This is a genomic window from Collimonas silvisoli (assembly GCF_018305005.1).
In the GTDB taxonomy this organism is placed as follows: Bacteria; Pseudomonadota; Gammaproteobacteria; order Burkholderiales; family Burkholderiaceae_D; genus Collimonas; species Collimonas silvisoli.
The window spans coordinates 1-20158 of the sequence record NZ_JAGQEG010000076.1; the positions used below are offsets into that span (position 1 = coordinate 1).

25 protein-coding genes and 1 pseudogene are annotated in these 20158 nt (G+C 55.4%); 22 read left to right on the forward strand and 4 right to left on the reverse strand.

The annotated features are described in order from the left end of the window. The first annotated feature begins 467 nt into the window (after positions 1–467). From KHU33_RS26915 to KHU33_RS18685, 3 genes are all read left to right on the forward strand, one after another. Positions 468–653, forward strand: a complete 186-nt coding sequence (locus KHU33_RS26915; protein WP_407928299.1) for an EamA family transporter — start codon at positions 468–470, stop codon at positions 651–653. A 204-nt stretch (positions 654–857) separates the two neighbouring features. After that, a complete protein-coding gene (locus KHU33_RS18680) occupies positions 858–2069 on the forward strand; it encodes a benzoate/H(+) symporter BenE family transporter (protein WP_211465668.1) in 1212 nt (403 codons plus the stop codon). A gap of 144 nt (positions 2070–2213) precedes the next feature. Continuing rightward, positions 2214–2576: an Lrp/AsnC ligand binding domain-containing protein gene (locus KHU33_RS18685; protein ID WP_211465670.1), complete on the forward strand. Its 363-nt coding sequence runs from the start codon at positions 2214–2216 to the stop codon at positions 2574–2576. Here the strand turns inward: KHU33_RS18685 and KHU33_RS26965 are convergent. Further along, positions 2486–3031, reverse strand: a complete 546-nt coding sequence (locus KHU33_RS26965; protein WP_456236954.1) for a phage integrase — start codon at positions 3029–3031, stop codon at positions 2486–2488. The genes KHU33_RS18685 and KHU33_RS26965 overlap by 91 nt on opposite strands. 526 nt (positions 3032–3557) lie before the next feature. On the opposite strand from KHU33_RS26965, the gene KHU33_RS18690 reads away from it, so the two are divergent. The 7 genes and pseudogenes from KHU33_RS18690 (at position 3558) to KHU33_RS18715 (ending at position 10577) form a co-directional block, all read left to right on the forward strand. Next, positions 3558–3938: a hypothetical protein gene (locus tag KHU33_RS18690; RefSeq protein WP_211465672.1), complete on the forward strand. Its 381-nt coding sequence runs from the start codon at positions 3558–3560 to the stop codon at positions 3936–3938. Continuing rightward, positions 3939–4568, forward strand: coding sequence for a hypothetical protein (locus KHU33_RS18695; protein ID WP_211465674.1), 630 nt, complete (start codon positions 3939–3941; stop codon positions 4566–4568). Between the two features lie 45 nt (positions 4569–4613). Continuing rightward, complete coding sequence (locus tag KHU33_RS18700) at positions 4614–5144, forward strand: hypothetical protein (RefSeq protein WP_211465676.1); 531 nt, start codon at positions 4614–4616, stop codon at positions 5142–5144. A 426-nt stretch (positions 5145–5570) separates the two neighbouring features. Then, positions 5571–7366, forward strand: a pseudogene (locus KHU33_RS26500) (type VI secretion system Vgr family protein); the annotation flags it as partial. Between the two features lie 6 nt (positions 7367–7372). Further along, positions 7373–8257: a DUF2345 domain-containing protein gene (locus KHU33_RS26505; RefSeq protein WP_329956084.1), complete on the forward strand. Its 885-nt coding sequence runs from the start codon at positions 7373–7375 to the stop codon at positions 8255–8257. Between the two features lies 1 nt (position 8258). Beyond that, a complete protein-coding gene (locus KHU33_RS18710; protein ID WP_211465678.1) occupies positions 8259–9596 on the forward strand; it encodes a hypothetical protein in 1338 nt (445 codons plus the stop codon). A 9-nt stretch (positions 9597–9605) separates the two neighbouring features. Beyond that, positions 9606–10577, forward strand: a complete 972-nt coding sequence (locus KHU33_RS18715; RefSeq protein WP_211465680.1) for a PoNe immunity protein domain-containing protein — start codon at positions 9606–9608, stop codon at positions 10575–10577. A 361-nt stretch (positions 10578–10938) separates the two neighbouring features. On the opposite strand, the gene KHU33_RS18720 is transcribed toward KHU33_RS18715, so the two are convergent. From KHU33_RS18720 to KHU33_RS18730, 3 genes are read right to left on the reverse strand one after another with little or no spacing between them, the layout of a single operon-like run. Next, the gene (locus KHU33_RS18720; protein WP_211465682.1) at positions 10939–11148 is read right to left on the reverse strand and encodes a DUF2116 family Zn-ribbon domain-containing protein; all 210 of its coding nucleotides are present in this window, start codon (positions 11146–11148) and stop codon (positions 10939–10941) included. Further along, on the reverse strand, positions 11145–12197 hold the full coding sequence (locus tag KHU33_RS18725) for a phage portal protein (RefSeq protein ID WP_329956081.1): 1053 nt from the start codon (positions 12195–12197) through the stop codon (positions 11145–11147). The genes KHU33_RS18720 and KHU33_RS18725 overlap by 4 nt, the downstream gene beginning before the upstream one ends. Further along, positions 12194–13927 (reverse strand): terminase ATPase subunit family protein, encoded by a 1734-nt coding sequence (locus KHU33_RS18730; protein ID WP_211465718.1) that lies wholly within the window; start codon positions 13925–13927, stop codon positions 12194–12196. The genes KHU33_RS18725 and KHU33_RS18730 overlap by 4 nt, the downstream gene beginning before the upstream one ends. Positions 13928–14108: 181 nt before the next feature. Between KHU33_RS18730 and KHU33_RS18735 the strand changes: the two genes are divergently transcribed. From KHU33_RS18735 to KHU33_RS18785, 12 genes are all read left to right on the forward strand, one after another. Continuing rightward, positions 14109–15020, forward strand: coding sequence for a GPO family capsid scaffolding protein (locus KHU33_RS18735; RefSeq protein ID WP_329956082.1), 912 nt, complete (start codon positions 14109–14111; stop codon positions 15018–15020). Positions 15021–15073: 53 nt separating this feature from the next. After that, positions 15074–16078: a phage major capsid protein, P2 family gene (locus KHU33_RS18740; RefSeq protein WP_211465684.1), complete on the forward strand. Its 1005-nt coding sequence runs from the start codon at positions 15074–15076 to the stop codon at positions 16076–16078. A 1-nt stretch (position 16079) separates the two neighbouring features. After that, positions 16080–16793: a phage terminase small subunit gene (gpM, locus tag KHU33_RS18745; RefSeq protein ID WP_211465686.1), complete on the forward strand. Its 714-nt coding sequence runs from the start codon at positions 16080–16082 to the stop codon at positions 16791–16793. Between the two features lie 96 nt (positions 16794–16889). After that, positions 16890–17381: a head completion/stabilization protein gene (locus tag KHU33_RS18750; protein WP_211465688.1), complete on the forward strand. Its 492-nt coding sequence runs from the start codon at positions 16890–16892 to the stop codon at positions 17379–17381. Between the two features lie 11 nt (positions 17382–17392). Beyond that, a complete protein-coding gene (locus KHU33_RS18755) occupies positions 17393–17602 on the forward strand; it encodes a tail protein X (RefSeq protein WP_211465690.1) in 210 nt (69 codons plus the stop codon). A 14-nt stretch (positions 17603–17616) separates the two neighbouring features. After that, positions 17617–17973 carry a putative holin gene (locus KHU33_RS18760; RefSeq protein WP_211465691.1) on the forward strand — a complete coding sequence of 119 codons (357 nt, stop codon included), beginning with the start codon at positions 17617–17619 and terminating at the stop codon, positions 17971–17973. Then, positions 17966–18235, forward strand: coding sequence for a phage holin family protein (locus tag KHU33_RS18765; protein WP_211465692.1), 270 nt, complete (start codon positions 17966–17968; stop codon positions 18233–18235). The genes KHU33_RS18760 and KHU33_RS18765 overlap by 8 nt, the downstream gene beginning before the upstream one ends. Further along, positions 18232–18696 (forward strand): D-Ala-D-Ala carboxypeptidase family metallohydrolase, encoded by a 465-nt coding sequence (locus KHU33_RS18770; RefSeq protein WP_211465693.1) that lies wholly within the window; start codon positions 18232–18234, stop codon positions 18694–18696. Before KHU33_RS18765 ends, KHU33_RS18770 begins: the two co-directional genes overlap by 4 nt. Beyond that, positions 18687–19109, forward strand: coding sequence for an Rz-like lysis system protein LysB (gene lysB / locus KHU33_RS18775; protein WP_211465694.1), 423 nt, complete (start codon positions 18687–18689; stop codon positions 19107–19109). Before KHU33_RS18770 ends, lysB begins: the two co-directional genes overlap by 10 nt. Next, positions 19003–19227 (forward strand): Rz1-like lysis system protein LysC, encoded by a 225-nt coding sequence (lysC, locus tag KHU33_RS26510; RefSeq protein WP_230414388.1) that lies wholly within the window; start codon positions 19003–19005, stop codon positions 19225–19227. Before lysB ends, lysC begins: the two co-directional genes overlap by 107 nt. Then, complete coding sequence (locus KHU33_RS18780) at positions 19205–19693, forward strand: phage tail protein (RefSeq protein WP_211465695.1); 489 nt, start codon at positions 19205–19207, stop codon at positions 19691–19693. The genes lysC and KHU33_RS18780 overlap by 23 nt, the downstream gene beginning before the upstream one ends. Continuing rightward, entirely contained in the window at positions 19690–20157 is a 468-nt protein-coding gene (locus KHU33_RS18785; RefSeq protein ID WP_211465696.1) for a phage virion morphogenesis protein, read from the forward strand. The genes KHU33_RS18780 and KHU33_RS18785 overlap by 4 nt, the downstream gene beginning before the upstream one ends. Position 20158: the final 1 nt, after the last annotated feature.

Below are 20158 nucleotides of genomic sequence, written 5' to 3' on the forward strand. Positions count from 1 at the left end.
AGCTCTGTTTTTTTGGGCCTGCGTCAAAGGCATAGATCTCCGTGTAGAACGCGCGCAGCGACCTTGGTTTGTAATCATAGGCCTGCTTCTAGCCTTTCATTGGTATAGTTTTTTTCTCTCAATTCGCCTGACAAGCGTGGCTGTAGGACTGCTAACATTTTCCTGTTTCCCGCTATTCGTTATTTTACTAGCGCCATTCGTTGACAAGTCAAAGGTGAAATCGCGCGATCTTGGACTGATAACATTACTCTTGTTCGGTTTGAAAATGGTGCTACCGGAATCTACCCTGGATACGAGCAATATCGATGGCCCGCTATGGGGAATTGCATCAGGATTCTCGTTTGCCGTCATCCAGTTGATCAACCATAGACTTGTACAGAACCAAAATCCAGTAAAACTCGGCTCATACTTTTGCAGGGATCCTATTTCTTGGACTAATTTGTACTGCTTTTGCACATACAATCTTTATCTCCGCCATGCGACGGGTAAAGGCACAAACCGCGAGCATGTTTACTTTCCTCGAACCCGTATACGGTATCGCGCTCGCAACATTATTTTTGGGCGAAATACCAAGTATTCGGAGTCTTTTCGGCGGCGCAATCATACTGGCATCAGTCTTCTTTGCGTCTAGCCGCCTTGAAAGCGGCTCTTGAACCATCCCATATATAGGTAACAACGCAAGAGTTCCCGGCGCACCAGAATTACGAATGCCGGTAGACGTCGGACTACGAAGGGAACTTTCAAAATTAGCACATATATACGGCATGCCCGTCGGCATACATTAATTTATCGCGCGACACCAAGCGCTCTGCTCCAACTATCGGCGCGCAATTAAAAATCAATGAGGACTAATAAAAATGCTTTCTAGAATACGGACCGACTTTTCCGCTTCTGCCGCGATCGCCGGTATCATCGCACTGGTTGCCACCTATAGCGGCCCGGTTCTAATCGTCGTGCAGGCGGCACAGGCAGGACACCTTTCACAGAGTTTGCTCTCGACCTGGATCTTCGCGGTTTCGATCGGCGCCGGAACGCTCAGCTTGTGGTTGAGCTTAAGACATAAAATACCTGTCATTGGTGCTTGGTCTACACCCGGCGTCGCGCTACTTATGACCGGACTTGCCCAATATCCGTTCAGCAAAGTGATTGGTTGTTATCTGGTATTGGCAGTCGTCGTTGCCTTGCTAGGCATGTCGGGTTTGTTCACCCGACTGATGTCTCGTCTTCCTGCGCATTTGCTGTCAGCCATGATTGCAGGTGTTCTATTTGAATTTTGCACGAAAATTTTTCAATCTCTCCAGTCGTTTCCGACCGTGGTGCTTCCCGTGATCGTCTCCTATGTTGTCTGTCGGCGTATCGTTCCACGTTACGCCGTTGCTTTAGCACTACTGATAGGGCTAATTTTCGCGCTTCCAGGCTTGAACTTCGCATCGCACAATCTCAACCTCGGCCTCGCTATGCCGGAAATGACACTTCCGAGCTTTTCGACGGAAGCGTTGTTGGGTTTGGGACTTCCATTGTTTTTGCTCGCCCTGACACAGCATGCAACCTCAATCCATATTCTGCGCAATGCTGGTTATGATATCTCACCGAAATCAGTGGTCGGTGTCAGTGGTTTGATTTCCATTCCCCTCGCTCTATTTGGTTCTTCTGGCGCCAATCCAGCGGCTATTGTCGGGGCACTTTGCGCTAGTCCGGAATGCCATGAGGATCCTAGCCGACGCTACATATCTGGTGTTGTATGTGGCCTTGGATATATCTGCATTGGAGTCTTCGGCGCATCAGTGGTCGCCCTTTTTTCCTTGCTGCCCAATGGACTGACGACGACTTTAGCCGGATTGGCATTGTTGGGCACTCTCGTGTCAAGCTTGACGGCTTCTTTATCCAGTGAAATTCACAGAGAATCCTCACTAATCACTTTCGTTGTGACTGTCTCGGGCATGTCTTTCTTTGGCCTCGGCTCTGCGCTCTGGGGCTTGGTTGCGGGGGTTCTTTTTTCCTTCGCCCTATCTTGGAAAGGTTCATTCAAAACGGTGAAACGTGCCGACCAACAAGTAGGGATACGTTGATTGTAAGACGGTTCGAAGAACCGTCTTGCGTATGAGGACCGTCTTCGCTGTACTGTCCTCGATTTGTTTCTGGCTAAAAGGTGCACGTAATCTCTCTCGCCAAATTGGGCTAGGAGACTCTTATGATGCATATACAGGCAAAAAATGAACAAGCGAATTTCCCCGGAACTACAGAGTGATATTGAGTTCAATCCCGCCGTGCTCGATGTGCCATTACTTGTATTCATCGAAATTACGTTAAACCACAGCGGTCCAGATCGAAAAAACGCATTCAAACTAGCACTCGCTAATATTCCAGAAATAATAGAGTGCTACATGGTGACCGGTCGCTTTGATTACTTGGTAAAGGTAAGAGTCAACGACATGTTCGCTTATCGCGATTTTTTTGATAAATTATTGTTAACAGTTAGATGCATTCAGAAAACGCATAGTCGCGTCGTATTGGAAGAAGTAAAAGCCATTTCAAGCGTTGAATTTCCATCTGAAAACTCGAATTTAATCGCATGAATTTGACAACGGGCTTGCGTTGCCAAATTTACTCCACAATATTGGACTGTAATAAAGACCCGAGCACCGTCAAATCCTAGCGCGAAGGTGATGCGGTCAATCTCATCAGGTGAAATCAAGCGATCACGAGCGCTCGGATTGGCGGGCCGGCGTACATTCGTTGTGGGGCTTGCAGCCATCCATTTCCATTCCCGTGTAGCAGTCGAGAAAACGTGAGAAAGTAGGTTCAGATCACGATTAATCGTAGACCCCGCGACCGTCTGTAGTCGCATATCGCGCCACTGGCCCAGAAAGTCTGACGTCAACTCACTCAATTTAATGTCACCGACCCGAGTGCCTTCAACGACCATATCGGCTATTGTTGAAAGTCGTTGCGCCTCCCATGCCTTGCCGCGCTTGGTGGGAGAAACTTCCTTTTCGTAGCGTCGAAACGCATCGTCGCAGGTTTTTCCCACGACCAGCCCGGTGTTTTTTTCTGAGCGTACTTCAGTTTCACACTGCGCCGCCCAAGCCTGCGCTTGCGCTTTAGTTGCGAAAGTCGCGGAGTCGAGCCGTCCTCGAACATATATCTGGACACGCCATACGTTGCCGTCTTTTCTGAGTGAAGCAATTTAGTAAATCTTTAGTAAAAATTTAGTAAATGGTATCAGTTAAAAGCTGGGAAATACGTGTTTTTGTAGATTTTTAGACAAGCCACAAAGAGCCAGAAAGCCTTTAAATACGTAGCTTATGACGATTTACAGGAAATTCGAGAAAAGGGACTTGGTCCCGCCAACAGGAATCAAATCATCAATAAAATCAAATAGATAAAGAATCTATGCGTAAATTATGGGGAATACCATCAGAAATGAGACGAAAGTGAGCAAACTACATAGGCGCGGACCATTCCGAGGGGCGTGCATTCGATCGTGGTAATATTAATCGATTAGAGCGCCTGCGGCGCGATGAACGTTCAAAGTATCGTTCTACAAGGAAATTGCCATGCCTATTACCAGTTCGACCAAGAAGACAGGTGCCAAGTCTTCCGCCAAATCCAAACTGGCTGAATCTGCCCATAAAACTGGCGCCGTTGTACGAAAAACCCATACGGGTAGCGTTTTGATTTCCTCAGGGAAGAACAAGCTCGAGCCCAAGTCTAATGTCCCCCTAAGAGGAGCCGGATATGATGTTCTTCTTCACTCGGCTAAAGTAAGGTCGGGTGAAATCAAAATGGCTCGACTTTCCGATCCTGAAATGAAGGTGTTCGTGACTAGCGCCGTCGAGCGTCTATCTCACTCGTCAACCGACGCTCTCCGCTTCTTGACGGAACTCGGCATGGTGAAACCCAATGGTCGCTTGACCAAGCGATATGGCGGGAAATAAGTGTCAGCGTCTAACTGGGAACTTTACAAGCGACAACCAGGATTCGTTTTAGGTTTTCATGGTTGTGATGAAGCAGTCGGTGAGGCAATCTTATCGGGTAAATCGCCTGGCCTTAAACAGAGCGTAAACGACTATGACTGGTTGGGATCGGGAATCTACTTCTGGGAAGGCAATCCGGCGAGGGCCCTTCAGTTTGCTGATGATGCGGTTGAACGCAACAAAAAAACGACTAAAGGCACAATCAAAAAGCCATTTGTTCTGGGCGCCATAATTGATTTAGGTTATTGCTTCAATCTTCTTGAAACTGATTCTTTGATTGAACTTAAAACTACCTACACCCTTCTTTCGACAGCTTGGGATGCGGCAGGAGTATCAAAGCCAGAAAACAAACACGGACCGGACAAGCTCGGTCGATATTTGGATCAATCGGTTATCGAGTCCATGCATGAGATGCGTACCCGTTCAGCGCTGGCCGCGTACGACACTGTAAGAGCCGCTTTCTCGGAAGGCAGCCCACTGTATGACGGAGCCGTATTGACGGAGAAGGCCCATATTCAAATTGCGGTTCGAAATGTAGACTGCATACGAGGCTATTTTCGTCCCATACCTACAAAAAAAAGTGCGACCTGACTTATTGCCTGCCGCTCAATACGCTTTGTTCGCTAGGTTAAGTGCATGACAACCATCAGCAAGATCGAAGCGGCAGAGCGAAATCTTAAAGAGGCAATTCGACTCTTCTTTGAGGGCCGGGACGCGGTTGCTATACACACACTTGCTTCGGCCGCACAAAGCGTACTGCGAGATATCGCGCAACATCGTGGACTGGAACATACGAGCATACTCCATGACAATCCGTTGATCGCCACTGACTCTGCAACAAAAAAACGGTGGATCAAGGCAATCAATGCTCCGCGAAACTTCTTCAAGCATGCAGACAAGGACCCAACTTCAAATTTTGATTTTAATGATAGCGAAAACGTCCATGTGCTGCTCGACGCCGTGCTGATTTCTGGGGTGGTCTCCCCATTCCCTCTTCATGAAGCGAATGTGTTCCTTGGCTGGTTCACTACAGAAAATCCACGGATGAGGTCCGCCGTCTCAGGAAATGTAATCGGCGAATTTTGCGTTCGAAACAAGATAAGCCCTGCCGACTTCCAGTGGTTCCGTGAGTGTCTTGATTCGAAGCTCTTAATAGAGCCCCTTTAAGCTAGTTCACGGCGTGGAATGAGACTGAAACCCCGCGCCAGTCCTGCCTCTCACAAATTGCTGTAGCAAATTCGTAGCGCTCAATTTCTTCCAGGATTTTTTTCGCTTTGACGCCAGGCCGTAACTAGCCGGGCAATGGATAGAGCGAACATCGGTTGATCTTAAACGCGGGTTCGATTCCCGCCGTCGCCATCAAATAGTATCGGACCATCTTATTGACACGGCGGTAGGCGTCCTACCGAAGCCGAGCCGTATCGGCATCCAAGATTTGACAAGGGCTGACATTCCTATAAAGCAGTTTGCATTACGATAATGCATATTTGACGTATTAGCATTTCCGTCGGCATGCCGCTTTCTTAGGAAGACCCAATGTTCACCACGCCTCGCTGTCTTAGTCTTAAAAAAAATGCCGCCATCCCCGAGATCATGGGCCAGCCTGCGCTGATCCCCGTGAGCCTCACAGGCAGCGAGGCAATCAACGGTTTGTTCGAGTACCGCCTGATCCTTAAAACGCCGGACGCCTTGAATCACTTGGCCGATCAAGCCGCCAATTTCCATCTGGACGATTTCATCGGCCGCGAACTGACGGTCATGATCGAGCTGGAAGGCAACGGCACGTTTATGGCGGGCGCGGTCGGCGGCAGTCTGGGCAATCTCGGCGCCGGTGTCCGCGAAATCTCCGGCCTGATCACCGACGCCCGGATGCTGCGCGAAGAAGCGCGGCATGTGTTCTACGAAGTGACGTTACGGCCCTGGCTGCATCTGGCGACGTTGCGGACCAACTGCAGGATTTTCCAGGATCAGACCGTCGTTGAGGTGCTGGACAGCTTGTTGGCGGACTATGCGTTCCCGGTTGAAAAACGGCTCTACGACGGCTATCCAAAACGGGATTACAAAATCAGTACAACGAGACCGACTACGCATTCCTGTGCCGGCTGACCCAGGAATGGGGCATCTCCTTCCATTTCTCCCACAGCGACGGTGCGCACAGGCTGGTGCTGGCCGACGCCAATAGCGCTTATGCAAAGTTCAGCAGCAGCGCCTATCACGTGCTGCCGTTTTACACCGAAGGCAAGCGCATCGATGAGGAAACCATCTCTGCCTTCACCCCTGCGCGCAAGTTGATTTCCGGCGCCTACACCACGCGGGATTACGATTACACGCGGCCAAGGGCCGATCTCACCTCCAGTCGCAGCGACCCGCGAGATACCGCCCATAATCGCCAGGAAGTCTACGAGTGGCACGCGGAAAACTACACACAGCCGCAAGCCGGGCCGCAACGGGCGGCCAACGATCCGACAGCCGAAGGCGATGCGATTGCCCGCCGGCGCATGGAAGCGCTACGCAGCCACGGCCATCGCGCACATGGCGCCGGCCACGTCCGTGCGATGGTTCCCGGCTGCACGTTCACCTTGGCCAGGCATCCGCAAGACGCTGCCAATATCGACTACATCGTTCTGTCCGCCGCGTTGACCATCGAAGAGGTGGCGCAGGAAACCCAGCGCATCGGCGGTCAACGCAACCAGCAATACCGGGTTGATGTCGACTTTACCGTCCATCCTGCCCGTGGCCAGGAATTCCGCCCTGACCGTACTACGCCGAAGCCGGTCGTCCCCGGCATTGCCACCGCCCTGGTGGTCGGGCCGGCGGATCAAGCTATCTGGACAGACAATCTCGGTCGCATCAAAGTGCAATTCCCATGGGATCGCCTCGGCCAGAACGATCAGAACAGCAGTTGCTGGATACGCGTTTCCAGTCCCTGGGCCGGCAATCAGTTAGGTGGCATGCATCTGCCCCGGATTGGGCAAGAGGTGATCGTCAGTTTCGTTAGTGGCGATCCCGATCTGCCAGTATGCACCGGACGGGTTCACAATCAGGTCAATTTGCCGCCCTGGTCGCTGCCTGGCCAAAGCGCGCTGTCGGGTTTCCGCTCGCGTGAGCTGACCAAAGACGGCGGCAACAGCGCCGGCGGCCGCAGCAATCATTTGATCCTGGACGACACCGAACAGAAGATCCAGGCTCAGCTCAAGAGCGATCACCAGCACAGCCAGCTCAGTCTCGGCAACATCACCCGCATCGACGACAATGCCGGTCGCAAAGATCCGCGTGGCGAAGGCTTCGAGTTGCGCACCGACGGGCATGGTGCTATCCGCGCAAAAGATGGTTTGATCATCACTACCGAAGCGCGTAATAACGCGCAAAGCCATATCAAGGACGTCAGTGAGACGGTGCAGCGGCTGACGCAGGCGCGGGACCAGCATGAAACTCTGGGCGACCTGGCGCAACAGCATCAGGCGCAGGATCACGGCAGCGATCAGAGCGATGTCGCCAAGGTCATCAAGGCGCAGAACGACGCGATCAAGGGCAGCGGCGGCGATGCGAAAGCAGGAAATTTCCCGGAACTGGCCGAACCGCACCTGATCCTTGCCAGCCCCGCCGGCATCGAAACCACCACACCGCAATCGACCCACATTGCCAGTGGCGAGCATATCGCGCTGACCAGCGGTCAGCATCTCAGTCTTTCGGTAGGTCAACGGCTATTGGCAAGCGTAAAAAATGGCATACGTATCTTCACGCATAAAGCCGGAATGAAACTGATGGCCGCAGGCGGCGACATTGACTTGCAGGCGCTGCAAAATAATATCAACCTGCTTGCCAAGCTCAACGTCACCCAGACTGCGAACCGGATCACCATCACCGCCAAGGAAGAGGTCGTTTTCAACGGCGGCGGCAGCTATACCCAATGGAAAGCAGGCGGGATTGAGACTGGAACAAGCGGTAGCTGGGTGGTGCATTCAGCAAGTAAAAATTTGACCGGCCCAAAGAATCTGCCCGTTGTGATGCCGGCTTCTCCAAAAAAAACCAGGAACTGGTTGGATTTAAAACGCCTTGATGAAAATTATCAGCCCGTCCCGCATCTAGGTTACAAAATAACTTTTGCTGACGGTAGCGTTAAGAACGGCAAGCTTGACGAAAACGGCTTTGCCCATCTGGAAGATGTGCCTGAAGGCAGTGCAAAGGTTGCCTACGATTACGGAAAAATGGATAACCAGCCAGGCAAGGTTATCAGCAGTGCTGTTTCCAGCATCGATCAACTTCTAGGAAAAAAATAAAATGGTATGGGGAAATGATTTATTCGCGGCCATTTATTCTGACCTCGATAGTGCTTACAACAACGGCGAAAATTTCATCAAAGAAAAAGCCAATGCTGTGGCAGATGCCGCTGTCAAATCGGTACAGTGGATTTGGGAAGCATTGCAAGGGGATTTTAACAATGACCTCACCGTGGGACAGATCACGGGCAATGCGGTATTGGGGATAGTACCGATTGTCGGTCAGATTCTTGCGCTGCGTGATTTAATTGCCAATTGCCGTAAGATTTATAACGATCTGCACAATGTCACGGCGTGGATTGTCCTGTGCCTGACCTTAGTGGCGTTTTTTCCAGCGTTGGGGGCGCCGGTAAAAGGAGTGTTCAGAATTCTGTTTTACTTTGTGCGTAAAGCCGGCGGCAATACGGCGAAGGCGCTGGAACCTGCGATCAAGCCCATCATCGGTTTTTTGTGCGATCCGAAAGTACAAAGGATTTTGCATATTTCTGAGCTGGATGTGGCACTCAAAAGCATTGCCGGCAAGATCCGTGAAGCGAAAAACCTGGTCAGCGTCAACGCACTGAAAACCCAGTTTTCCGAAGCGCTGACGACGCTAGAAAGCATCATCGGGAAAATCCGGCTATTAGCGCCAACCAGGGTGGCCAACTGGCTGGACGAATCGCTGACGATCGTCCGCACAGTGCGTCAGGAAGGCGATCTGATGATTGCGCAAGCGCTGGCCCCGCTACAAAAAATCCTGGACGATTTTGCCATTTACCTGGAAAAGGAAGCTGCCGAACACGCTCCGGGCTATGCAGCACAGACCGTCACTAAGAATGTCCACGCGCTGCCGGAGGGGATTGCGGAAGTTGATCCGAGAATTCTCAGCAACGCAAAAAAGGGACTATACGGCGAAATTATCAGCGACCACTACATGGTCGGCAAGGGACATCAAAACCTGCTCCCCGAAAACCGGATCAAGCGCAGTTTGGAAGATATGCCGACTGGACGCGGACTTGACGGCGTCTACAAAAACGCCAGTCCACCGCCGCCCTACATCATTACGGAAACCAAGTACCGCACCGCAACGGGTCAGTATATCGGCAGCGACGGCACCGCCAGCACGGACTTGCTGTCGACAACGAAGGGAAGTCAGGGTTATCCTGCGGCGACGCAGATGAGTGATGATTGGATTGAGCCGCGATTGGTGGATGCTGTCGGAAAGGCGGAGGCGGAAAAAATTGCTAAAGCTAAAGATAGTTACGACCGCTGGTTAATATTGGTGGGACCGGATGGCAAGGTTGAGCAGATCACCCGTCTTGATGGCGCGGCCAACGCTATCGACACGATCAAACCTTAAGGAACGAAGATGAAATCATTTGAAGAAACCAAGCGCGATTCGTTTTTAACGGAAGCGGTTTATCAAGAGCAAATAGATTATTGGCCCCGGTCAAATTTTTTTGATCAGGAAGTGCATGCGATGATTGCCAATCCAAATCATGACCGCGACCACCGGCGTAGATTAAGTTGGGGGCGCTGTTACAACAGCTTAGAGCACCTGATCCTGCGCTATTCGGCAGGCGAAACCATAGAAACGCTGCAAGAACCTGCGCATGTGATGTTCGCCGAGTTCGCCCGGCACTACAGTGCATTTCCTGAAAAAAAGATGTTTCTTAGGGAGCAGGATGCTTACCAGTTCATTCTCTGGTTGCTGGGCTTGGCAGTGCTGTTCGGCCAAACTGAACGTGTGCAGCAAATCTCCACTTGGTTTAGCTACAAGCCAGAGGATGGCTGCGATCCGCTGATTGCGGCGCTGTTCGTCCGCATGGGAGTAGCGGACGTGCCGCGAGGCGACGGCTTGATCCATCCGAAGCCATACAGCTATCTCTATGATGCTGTGCGCGGCGATCCTGTCAATCCCGATGGTAGTGACCGAGTCGGGGCTATCCAGTTATATCTGAAGAACTGGTACAAAGGCATGAAAAACTGTTACTGGTACAACCGACATAAAGGGCAGTTTGCCACTCATTTCGGCTACTGGTCGTTTGAATCGGGGCTGGCAACGATTTTGTATGGACTGGATGACAGCAGTTATCGCGAGATGACTTTTTACCCGAAGGATCTAGTAGCATATGCACGCGAAAAAGGGCGAGCGACTGGTCTAGTCGGTGTCCCAGGGTCTATTCTCAAAGCTTTTCCGGGCGACATCTGCCCGCAAGCAGGAATGTGGTATGCACCGCATCTGCAAGGCCAAACAGTATGGGTATCGCAAGGCGATGCTATGCCCGGTTCTAAAACCAATGCCAGCGGCAATGCAGTCATCTGGTACTTAAAGACATAGGACGACATGTCACCCAACCAATTCGAGGCAGAACACGCACTACAGGCGGCTTGAATCTTTTATTTCCCCTGGTCCAGTCGCAAGGGTTCACACCAAAAGTGCGTCATTTTGCGTCAAACCGTTGCAGCCAATTTCCCCGCGAACCCCGCGTGGCCTGGAGACTTGGCGTTTTTGCGAACTGCGTTAAAAGCAGTGCATTTAACGAAGCCGGCAGGCGTGGGGGGGACTGCGATTTGAAGGCCGCTACCGGCCGCTTTTTCTTCACAAAGCAGCAATATCAGGGCGTAAAAATAGCCGCACGAAGCGGCCTTAATCGATGCAGGCGCTGCCGTCACAACATGGCAGCGGGTCAGATATACCGTCAGCGTCCGGCGCGCCTCAACGCCTCCTGCTCCTTCTGGTAGTCGTCCCGGCAATCGGTATTGCAAAACAGCGCCCCGTGGGCGACATGCTCATCACAGTAGTGGCAATGTCCATCGGCTTCCAGTTGCGGCGTCTTGCGCGCATGCGCCATCGCTGTTTCGATGTCCTTGGCGATGCGCCACTCGGTGCGGTCAGCTACATCACTCATGCTTGTTTCCCTTCCATATTCTCTAATGTGTAGTCGTTAAATTTCACTACCTCTTCCCCTAGCCATTCGTTGATCATTAAAAAATGCGTTTGCAGCGGCACCAGCTCGTTACGGGCGAACACCTTGGCCGCCGGCTCGACGGCGCCGAAGCCGCCGGCATTGCTCGGCATGATCCCCATCAGTTGCGGCGGCACGCGGTGTGCGGCAAGCAGGTCGTCTCTGGTCACGCCCTTGATGTTAAAAAATTCGTCCTTGGCCGCAACCTCCGACACCGGCAGGATCTGGATGCCGTCCTTCTTACCGCCTGGTGCGTACATGAAGACGTTGCGGAAGTTGCCCGGTCCCTTGCTGTCCTTCAGCGCATTGCGCAGCTTGTCCACGTCCTTGATGTCCTGAGCCGCATCGGTCATGTAGAGGATGAAACCGGCGTGCGAGCCGTTCTTGTAATATTTACGCCGGAACAGCGTGGCCGATTCGTTGAGCCAGGCCGACTGCAAGGCAGACAGGTATTGCGGCAAGCCGTAGACCTCCTGGTTCACATCGGGGTCCATCAGGTGGAATACCGCGCCCTTGGCAAACTCATGCTCTTGCTGCCAGCCGGACACAAAGTAATAGGTGTCGAGATCCTTCCCCCGCCGCACGTACTTCGCCAGGGAGTGCTTTAGCTGGAGGATCTGACCGGCGCGGCTGCTGCGCTTCTCCAAGTAGGCATTGCCGAAGGTCAGGAAATCCAGCGTGAACCGTTTAAACGCATCCCGCGACAGGCATTTGTGCGGCACAAAGGTCGACGTCAGGATGTTGGCCTTGAAATGGATGGCGCTGCTGTGGTGGACGCTGGAATTAAACGACTTCGCCAGGCCTTGCCAGCTAACCGGAGGCTCGTACCAGCGGCCATTGAGCCAGCACTCCAGGCTTTCCATGATGTCGGCGTGGTCCAGCACCGGCGTCGGGTCGCCGAAGGCGAACGCCTCCACGGACGATGCCGGCGCTACCTGGTCGGGCGGCGCCGTCGCGGCTTGCTGGTTGCGTTTGAAACGTTGTTTCTTCACGATGTAAAAATCTCCATAAATGAGGTGGTGGCTTTGGATACGCCTTCGATTGGCTCGTGATCGAGCGCATGCATACAGGCCCAGGCCAGGTCGGCGTGGCCGGTTTCATCGGTGCGGCCCGCGTCATACGTGACCTGGCGCCCGCTGGCGGTGATGGTTTTGCGAATCGCCATGAAGGCTTGCGCCAGGTCGGTGGCGCCTGCGTCGAATTCAAAGCGCCCTTTGCTGATGACATCCTTGGCTTTCAAGACCATGCGGGTCTTGACTTCGGGCGAATAGTTGATCGCGGTCGCGTTCGGGAAGAACTGCTTCACAATCGGAAACACGCCGATACCCATGCCGGTGGTGTCGATGCCGATGTAGTCGACCTGGTAGCGCAAGGTCATTTGCCGGATGGCTTCGGCTTGCGCTGCGAAATCCATGCCGCGCCATTGGTGGCGCTCCAAGACGCGGAACTTGCCGCCAGCGACCAACGGCGGCGCCAGCACCACGCAGCCGGCACTGTCGCCCGTCAGCGAGGGGTCGTAACCGATCCAGACCGAGCGATAGCCGAACGGGCGCGCCGCAAACGGCTTGACGTCCTCCCAGGCTTCCCAGGAATCGACCATGCAGCGCTGCAGTTCGGCCAGTGGAAATATCGATGCGGTGTCATCGATAAAGTTACACATGAGCAGGTTTTCAAACTGATCCGGGCTGTACTCGAAATTGCGCAGGCGGTCGATGTTGAACAGATTGCAGCCGCCGCGCTCGGCGTCCAGAATGGTGACGATCTGGCGCCAGATCTGGTCCTGGCCCGTAAAGCCATTCATCAGCTTGGCGTGGCTGACATCGATCTTGAACTGGTCGGCTTTCGACCTGCCCTTATTGAACAACTCACCGGTCCAGAACGGATACGCCTGATGCGTGGTCGAGGATGGCGTCGAAAAATAGGTCTTGCGCCATTTCTCATGCAGCGCCATGCCGGACGCCACCTTGTTCAGTTCCTGGAAGTTGTGGGTCCAGAAGAATTCGTCAAAGTAGAAATTGCCGTGATAGCCCTGGGCGGTGCGCGAATTGGTTCCCAGGAAATACAGATGGGCGCCGTTCGGCAAGATGATCGGGTCGCCGGACAGGCTGATGCCGGCAGCGTCCTGAGCGAACTGGACGATGTATTGTTTAAAAACGTGCGCCTGCGCCTTGGACGCCGACAGGAAGATCTGATTGCGCCCGGTTGCCATGGCGTCGGCCAGCGCCTCGCGGGCGAAATACCAGGTCGCGCCAATCTGGCGCGATTTCAGGATCATGCGCGTGCGCTCATGGCCGTTGCGATACCAGACCTTCTGGTAGTCGAACAGCGAATCGTGGAACGCCTCCAGCAGCTTGTCCTTCTGGTCGTCGCTGAAGTCATTGCGCGTCGGCTTCTTCTTCGGGCCGGCGTTGCGCTTGTCCAGGTTCGGATTGAGATCGGCTTCATTGCCGCCGCCGTCATAGCGGCGCTTGCGCGACATCTGCACCAGGGAACGTGTGAGCAGGTCGATTTCCTTGAAGTCGCTGCCGGTCTTCACTTCCTTGTCGACCAACTGCACCATGCGCGCCTCGATCCTGCCTTCGATACGATCGATCGCCGTCGACAAGTGCCACTTGTCGCGCTCTTTCCAGCTGGCGACGGTGCTGCGCTTGAGCTTTAGGTGCTTGGCAATCGAGGAAATACGCCAACCCTTCCAATACAGGCTGCGGGCGGCATCGCGCATGGCGGCGGGATCATTGGCAAGGGGCGTGAGCTTTGCCAGGACACCTGGCGCTGGCGTGGCGCTGCGTTTGGCTGGTTTGAATGGGACAGGTTTGCTTAACATGCCGCCAGCGTAGAGGGCAACGCCTGTAAAAGCCCCTGGCAAGAAGTCAGTAAATAGGTTATCAACCCGCTGCCGATTGTTGAGCGGCGCAACAACCTTGACCATGGCGGTATTCGAACTTCCCAATACCGACACCATGGCAAAGCCGACCAGCACTGCACCAACAAAATCGAAATTCTTCCGCGTCGCTGTCGAAGGCGCCACCACCGATGGCCGCGTGATCGACCGCGCCTTCATTGAGCAGATGGCCGCCAACTTCGACCCGCAGGTCTATGGCGCACGCATCTGGATGGAACACCTGCGCAGCACCTGGTCGGCTGGCGAATTCAAAGCCTATGGCGATGTCACCGCCGTCAAGGCCAAGGAAATCACCCTGGGCGGCGCCAAGAAATTGGCATTGTTTGCGCAGATCTCGCCCACGCCGGAGCTGGTCGCCATGAACAAGGCACGCCAAAAAATCTACACCAGCATCGAAATTAATCCGAAGTTTGCCGACACCGGCGAAGCCTACCTGGTCGGCCTGGCTGTCACCGACAGTCCCGCCAGTCTTGGCACCGAGGTCTTATCGTTTGCCGCCCAACACCCTGAATCGAATCCGTTTGCGGCCCGCAAGCAATCCCCCGACAACCTGTTTACGGCGGCTGAGGAAACGGCGCTGGAATTCGAGGATGCCCCACAACCTGAACCCGAAGGAATCAAATTGTCCGACACCGTTAAGAACCTGTTGAAACGTTTTTCTACCAAGACCACCGGCGACGATGCGCGCTTCACCGAGTTGAACGACGCCGTCGAAACCTTGGCGACCTATGCCAACTCCAGCGCCGATCAATTCGCGGCAGAAAAGACCCGCGTCGATACGCTGGAAGCCGCCTTGAAGAAGACGACCGAAGACTTCGCGGCATTCAAGCGGCAGGTCGAATCCACCGATGCGAACCACTCGCACCGGCCTGCCGCCACCGGCGGCGACGGCGTGGCCGAGACGGACTTCTAAGCACCAGCCAGCGCCGACACGATCACCACCCTATACATTCAGGAGTCACCCGCATGAAAAAAATCACCCGCGTCGCCTTCGACAAATACACCGCCCGCCTGGCGCAGTTGAACGACACTGGCAGCGTCGCCCAGACCTTCGGCGTCGATCCCAGCGTCCAGCAACGGTTGGAAACGAAGATTCAGGAGTCGAGCGAATTCCTCGGCAAAATCAACATCATTGGCGTCACCGAACTGGAAGGCGACAAGCTGGGTCTCGGCATGTCCGGTCCGATTGCCAGCCGCACCAATACCGACAAGGCCGACCGCAAGACCCGCGATCTGTCGACACTGGATAGCCAACGCTACCGCTGCGAAAAGACCAACTTCGATACGCACATCAAATACCAGACGCTGGACGCCTGGGCGAAATTCCCCGACTTCCAGCAACGCATCGCCAACACGGTCCTGCAGCGCCAGGCGCTGGACCGCATGGTGATCGGCTTCCATGGCACCAGCGTCGCCGCCGATACGGATATTGAAAAAAATCCCATGCTGGAAGATGTCAATATCGGCTGGCTGGAGCACTACCGCAAGCAGGCGCCGCAGCGCGTCATGCATGAAGGGAAAGAGACCGGCAAGGTCGTCATCGGCGCCGGCGGCGACTACGCCAATCTGGACGCGACCGTCTACGATGCGCTCACCCTGCTCGATCCCTGGTATCAGAAAGACAACGGACTAGTCGCCATCGTGGGCCGGGCGCTGCTGCACGACAAATATTTCCCCCTGGTGAACACCAAGCAGGCGCCGACCGAGACGCTGGCCGCCGACATCGTCATCAGTCAGAAGCGCATCGGCGGCCTGCAGGCGGTGACGGTCCCGTATTTCCCGGACAACACCATTTTGATCACCCGTTTCGATAATCTGTCGATCTACTGGCAAGAGGGTGGCCGCCGCCGTCGCGTGGTGGATGAAGCCAAGCGCGACCGTATCGAGAACTACGAATCGTCTAACGACGCCTATGTGGTGGAAGAGTTTGGCCTGGGCGCCATGATCGAAAACATCCGATTGGTGGCCTGAGATGCGTGAACTCTCTCCCGCCCAACGCCACAAGGCCCGCGTCCTGGCCGAGCGCGCTGCCGCCGACGCCGCCCCCAGTGGCAGAACCAGCGGCAGCGCCTACGAAATGATGCTCTACAAGCTGGCGAACGACCGCCGCAGCCTGGGCAGTATCCAGTCGGTGGCGCGCAAGATCGAGGTCAAGGCCACCTTGCTGCCGGAGTATCAGGACTGGATTGACGCGGTGCTGGCAAAAGGGCAAGGCGGCCAGGACGATGTCTTTACGGCGCTCCTGGTGTGGCATATCGACTGCGGCGCGTATGCGCGGGCGGTCGAGATGGCACGCTATGCGGTTGTCCACAAGCTGACGTTGCCGGACCAGTTCAACCGCGATATTCCAACGATGCTGATGGATGAATTCTCTATGGCGTATTCGCACGGCAAGCTGGCCGAGGATCCGGCGCTGGCCGTCGAGATCTTAGCGCAGGTCCAGCAGCTGACGGAACACTGCGACGCACCCGACCAGGCGCGGGCCAAATTGTTCAAGGCCGCCGCCTACGCGATGCTTGCCGTCCTCGATCAGGTAGGCAATGAGCTGCTGACAGCATCGCAACTGCCGCAAGCGGAAGCAGCCCACCAGTTGATGGAGCGCGCCCTGGCCTTGTTCCCCGGCGTAGGCGTCAAGCAGGTCATGGACCGCCTGCGCACCCGCATATTAAAAGTCGTCCCCGACTAAACGAGCACCCCTGGCGCACGGCGGCGCGGGTCGATGATTGAATCATTGCGATGTCATTCTGACGCCCGCCCACCGCCGATTTAATGAGAAATCAGCATGAGCTTTATTGCGTTCGAACCTTCGCCCCCTTCCAATCCGCCAACACCGGCTGCCGCCATTGTCGAAAACGACGGCTGGTATGTGGATATTCAGCTGTCGCAGATGCGCGACGCGGAACGTCTGGACGGCACTGTCACCGAAATACGGCTGCGGCAAGCAGTCATCGCTGCCATTCTCCACGTCAACAATGAGTTGCGCGACTGGAAGCTGGCGCAAATTGCCGCCGGCCATGTCTCGCTGGCGGCAGTGCCGGCGGACCGTATTGACCGGGAAAGCGTCCTCATTGCCCGCTATCGGCGTGCCGTCTATTGCTGGGCCAAGGCGGATCTGACCGAACGCTACCGCGATTTCGACAGCACCGCCTCATCGCTGAACGACAAGAAGACTATGGAAGCCCTGGACGTCCTGCCTTCCGACCAGCGCCGTAATGCGCATTGGGCCATTGCCGACATCATTGGCCGATCCCACATGACCGTCGATCTGATCTGACGACTATGCCAATGATCGTGCGCGCCCAACAACATGACACGCTGGACCTGCTCTGCTGGCGTCACCTGGGCGCGACCGCCAACGTGGTCGAGGCAGCGCTTGAACTGAATCCCGGCCTGGCCGACTACGGGCCGGTCCTGCCGCACGGCCTCCTAGTAACCCTGCCAGAACCTACCGCAACCCCTACTAAAACCGCCCAGGTCGTGAACCTATGGGACTAATCGGAGAATCACCTATGGCAGAACCCAGCACCACCACTCTGGTCGTCACCACGGCCGCCGGCATCGGCTTGTCGACGCTGTTTCCCAGCATTGACGGTAACGCCCTGATTGGCGCCTTCGCCGGCGCCACGCTGGTGGCGATCTCCAGCAAGAATTTACGCGTCCTGCATCGCCTGGCCTACATGGCCATTTCCCTGGCGGTGGGCTACCTGGCCGCGCCGGAGGTCATCAGCAATACGCCCTTAAAACAATCCGGCGTGGCCGCCTTCTTCGCGTCGGCGGCGGCCATCGCGTTGACCCTGCACGGCATTGAGCTGATTCAAACCATTGAACTGCCGGCCTGGTTGCGCAAGGGAGGTGGTCATGACTAATTATCTGACCATGCTGGCGTTGCTGTCCTACACCGGCACCTGCCTGCGCCTCTTGTGCTATCGGCGCGGCCTGGCGAATCATCGCCTGCCTATCTCCCTGGTGGCCTGGTTGCTGATTGTCGCCACCGGCACCAGCGCCCTGGAGATCCTGCTCGACCATGGTCGCGCCTCTTTCGGGGAAACCGCCATCGCATTGACCTTGTATGTCCTGGTGCACCGCGCACAGGGCAACGTCGCCAACATCATTAGAGGAATCGAATGACCACCACCACACCATTGACCGCGCATTTCACGCTGGAAGAATTTACGCGCAGTGACAAGGCGCGTTCTCTATCCATCGACAACACGCCGGCGCCGGCCATCATTGCCAACCTGCGGCGCTTAGCAAAATTTAACGAACGGGTGCGCCTGGAGCTGGGCGGCGCGGCCATGGTGATTTCCAGCGGCTACCGTTGCCAGTCGCTGAATCGGGCAGTCGGCGGCGCTGCCAACAGCGCGCACCTGGATGGCCTGGCCTGCGACTTCACGGCGCCGGCGTTCGGCACGCCGATGGAGATCTGCCAGGCACTAGTCAAATCCTATCTGCAATTCGACCAGCTGATTGTTGAGCGTGTCGGCGGCGCAGTGTGGGTACATCTGGGCATTGCAGTCGAGGGCAAGATGCCGCGCCGCCAAGTGCTGACGATCGACAGCCGCGGCACACGAGTCGGCCTATGGAATTGATCGTCAAAAGCCTGATATCAGCCCTGTTTGTCGGTGCGCTGGGTCTGGTGATCACTGTCCAGCACAACGGCCTGAAAACGGCGAAAGAGCGGGTCGAGCGCGCCGAACAGACCACCCGCGACCGGGACAGCACCATCAAGACGCTGACAGAGGTGGCGACCAGGAACAAGAGGGCCGCCGCCAAGCTGCAAGCCGCCCGCGACAATATCGCGGCCACCCTCACCGAACGGGAAAATCACATCGAAAGCCTTCAACATGACAACGCCATTATTCGCAGCTGGGCCGATACTCCTTTGCCTGACGCTATTGCCCGGTTGCGGGAGCGTCCCGCCGCAACCGGCGCCGACGCTTACGCTCAACGCCTGCCCAGTGGTAATGCGCTGCCAGCTGCCGGCAGCAGCGCCCAAGACTAACGGTGCGATGAATCTCGCCCTGGAGCGTGCAGAGGCGGCCTGGGCCATCTGTGCCGCCCAGGTGGACGTTATTTATTTTTGTCAGCAGGAAGCCGATGTACAAGCCCAAAAGCCTTAGAGCGCACCTGACAGCCGCCAGCTCTGAATTGCAGCAGAACCCGGATAAGCTGCTGATCTTTGCGGAGGGTGGCAACACCGTGGCGACCGGCACCGCTTCCCTGTCGTTTGAATATCGGTATAAGCTGAACATCATCATCACCGATTACGCTGGCTGCGAGGATGCCATCATGGTCCCGTTGTTGGCTTGGGTGCAGATGCACCAGCGCGACCTGCTAGACAATGCCGAGCTGCGCAAGACCGGTATCGGCTTTGATGTGGACTACAACAACCACACATCGATAGACCTGGCGATCACACTGGCGCTGACCGAGCGCGTGATAGTGAAGCCAGCCGGCGCTGGCCGGCTGGAAGTATTGCACGTGGCCGAGCCACAACCGACGCCGGCATATACCGACGAATTCTGGCAAGCCTATACAGACGGCATGCTGCTGGCAGAATGGCAGACACCGGCCAATCCCGAATGAGCGACGATCTGCACGCCCTGGAAGCCTGGGCCGGCGCGCTGCTGGCCCAGCTCCAACCGGGTCAGCGCCGGGTTGTCACACGCCGCATTGCCCAGGACTTGCGCCGCAGCCAGGCGCAACGCATCGCCAGCCAGCAGGCGCCGGACGGCGCGCCCTACGCGAAGCGTAAGCAGCGCAAGAATCTACGGGGCAAGAAAGGGAGGATCAAGCGGCAGAAAGCCGCGATGTTTGAAAAGATCCGCCTGCAAAAAAATCTCAAGATTGAACAGGACGAAAACCAGCTATCGGTTGGTTTTTTTGGACGTGTGGCGCGGATCGCCCGCGTGCATCAGGAGGGATTGGCAGATAAGGTGGCAAAAAAAGGGCCGGAGTATCACTATCCGGCCCGGCCCTTACTTGGATTCAGTGCTACAGATCAAGCGTTGATTCGTGATTCACTGTTGCGTCATATAGGACTATCTTGAA

Bases quoted from the DNA above. Each gene is read 5' to 3' on its own strand.
- KHU33_RS18680 (WP_211465668.1), top strand. From the start codon at position 858: ATGCTTTCTAGAATACGGACCGACTTTTCCGCTTCTGCCGCGATCGCC.
- KHU33_RS18685 (WP_211465670.1), top strand. From the start codon at position 2,214: ATGAACAAGCGAATTTCCCCGGAACTACAGAGTGATATTGAGTTCAAT.
- KHU33_RS18690 (WP_211465672.1), top strand. From the start codon at position 3,558: ATGCCTATTACCAGTTCGACCAAGAAGACAGGTGCCAAGTCTTCCGCC.
- KHU33_RS18700 (WP_211465676.1), top strand. From the start codon at position 4,614: ATGACAACCATCAGCAAGATCGAAGCGGCAGAGCGAAATCTTAAAGAG.
- KHU33_RS18710 (WP_211465678.1), top strand. From the start codon at position 8,259: ATGGTATGGGGAAATGATTTATTCGCGGCCATTTATTCTGACCTCGAT.
- KHU33_RS18715 (WP_211465680.1), top strand. From the start codon at position 9,606: ATGAAATCATTTGAAGAAACCAAGCGCGATTCGTTTTTAACGGAAGCG.
- KHU33_RS18720 (WP_211465682.1), bottom strand. From the start codon at position 11,148: ATGAGTGATGTAGCTGACCGCACCGAGTGGCGCATCGCCAAGGACATC.
- KHU33_RS18730 (WP_211465718.1), bottom strand. From the start codon at position 13,927: ATGCGCGATGCCGCCCGCAGCCTGTATTGGAAGGGTTGGCGTATTTCC.
- KHU33_RS18740 (WP_211465684.1), top strand. From the start codon at position 15,074: ATGAAAAAAATCACCCGCGTCGCCTTCGACAAATACACCGCCCGCCTG.
- gpM (WP_211465686.1), top strand. From the start codon at position 16,080: ATGCGTGAACTCTCTCCCGCCCAACGCCACAAGGCCCGCGTCCTGGCC.
- KHU33_RS18750 (WP_211465688.1), top strand. From the start codon at position 16,890: ATGAGCTTTATTGCGTTCGAACCTTCGCCCCCTTCCAATCCGCCAACA.
- KHU33_RS18755 (WP_211465690.1), top strand. From the start codon at position 17,393: ATGATCGTGCGCGCCCAACAACATGACACGCTGGACCTGCTCTGCTGG.
- KHU33_RS18760 (WP_211465691.1), top strand. From the start codon at position 17,617: ATGGCAGAACCCAGCACCACCACTCTGGTCGTCACCACGGCCGCCGGC.
- KHU33_RS18765 (WP_211465692.1), top strand. From the start codon at position 17,966: ATGACTAATTATCTGACCATGCTGGCGTTGCTGTCCTACACCGGCACC.
- KHU33_RS18770 (WP_211465693.1), top strand. From the start codon at position 18,232: ATGACCACCACCACACCATTGACCGCGCATTTCACGCTGGAAGAATTT.
- lysB (WP_211465694.1), top strand. From the start codon at position 18,687: ATGGAATTGATCGTCAAAAGCCTGATATCAGCCCTGTTTGTCGGTGCG.
- KHU33_RS18780 (WP_211465695.1), top strand. From the start codon at position 19,205: ATGTACAAGCCCAAAAGCCTTAGAGCGCACCTGACAGCCGCCAGCTCT.
- KHU33_RS18785 (WP_211465696.1), top strand. From the start codon at position 19,690: ATGAGCGACGATCTGCACGCCCTGGAAGCCTGGGCCGGCGCGCTGCTG.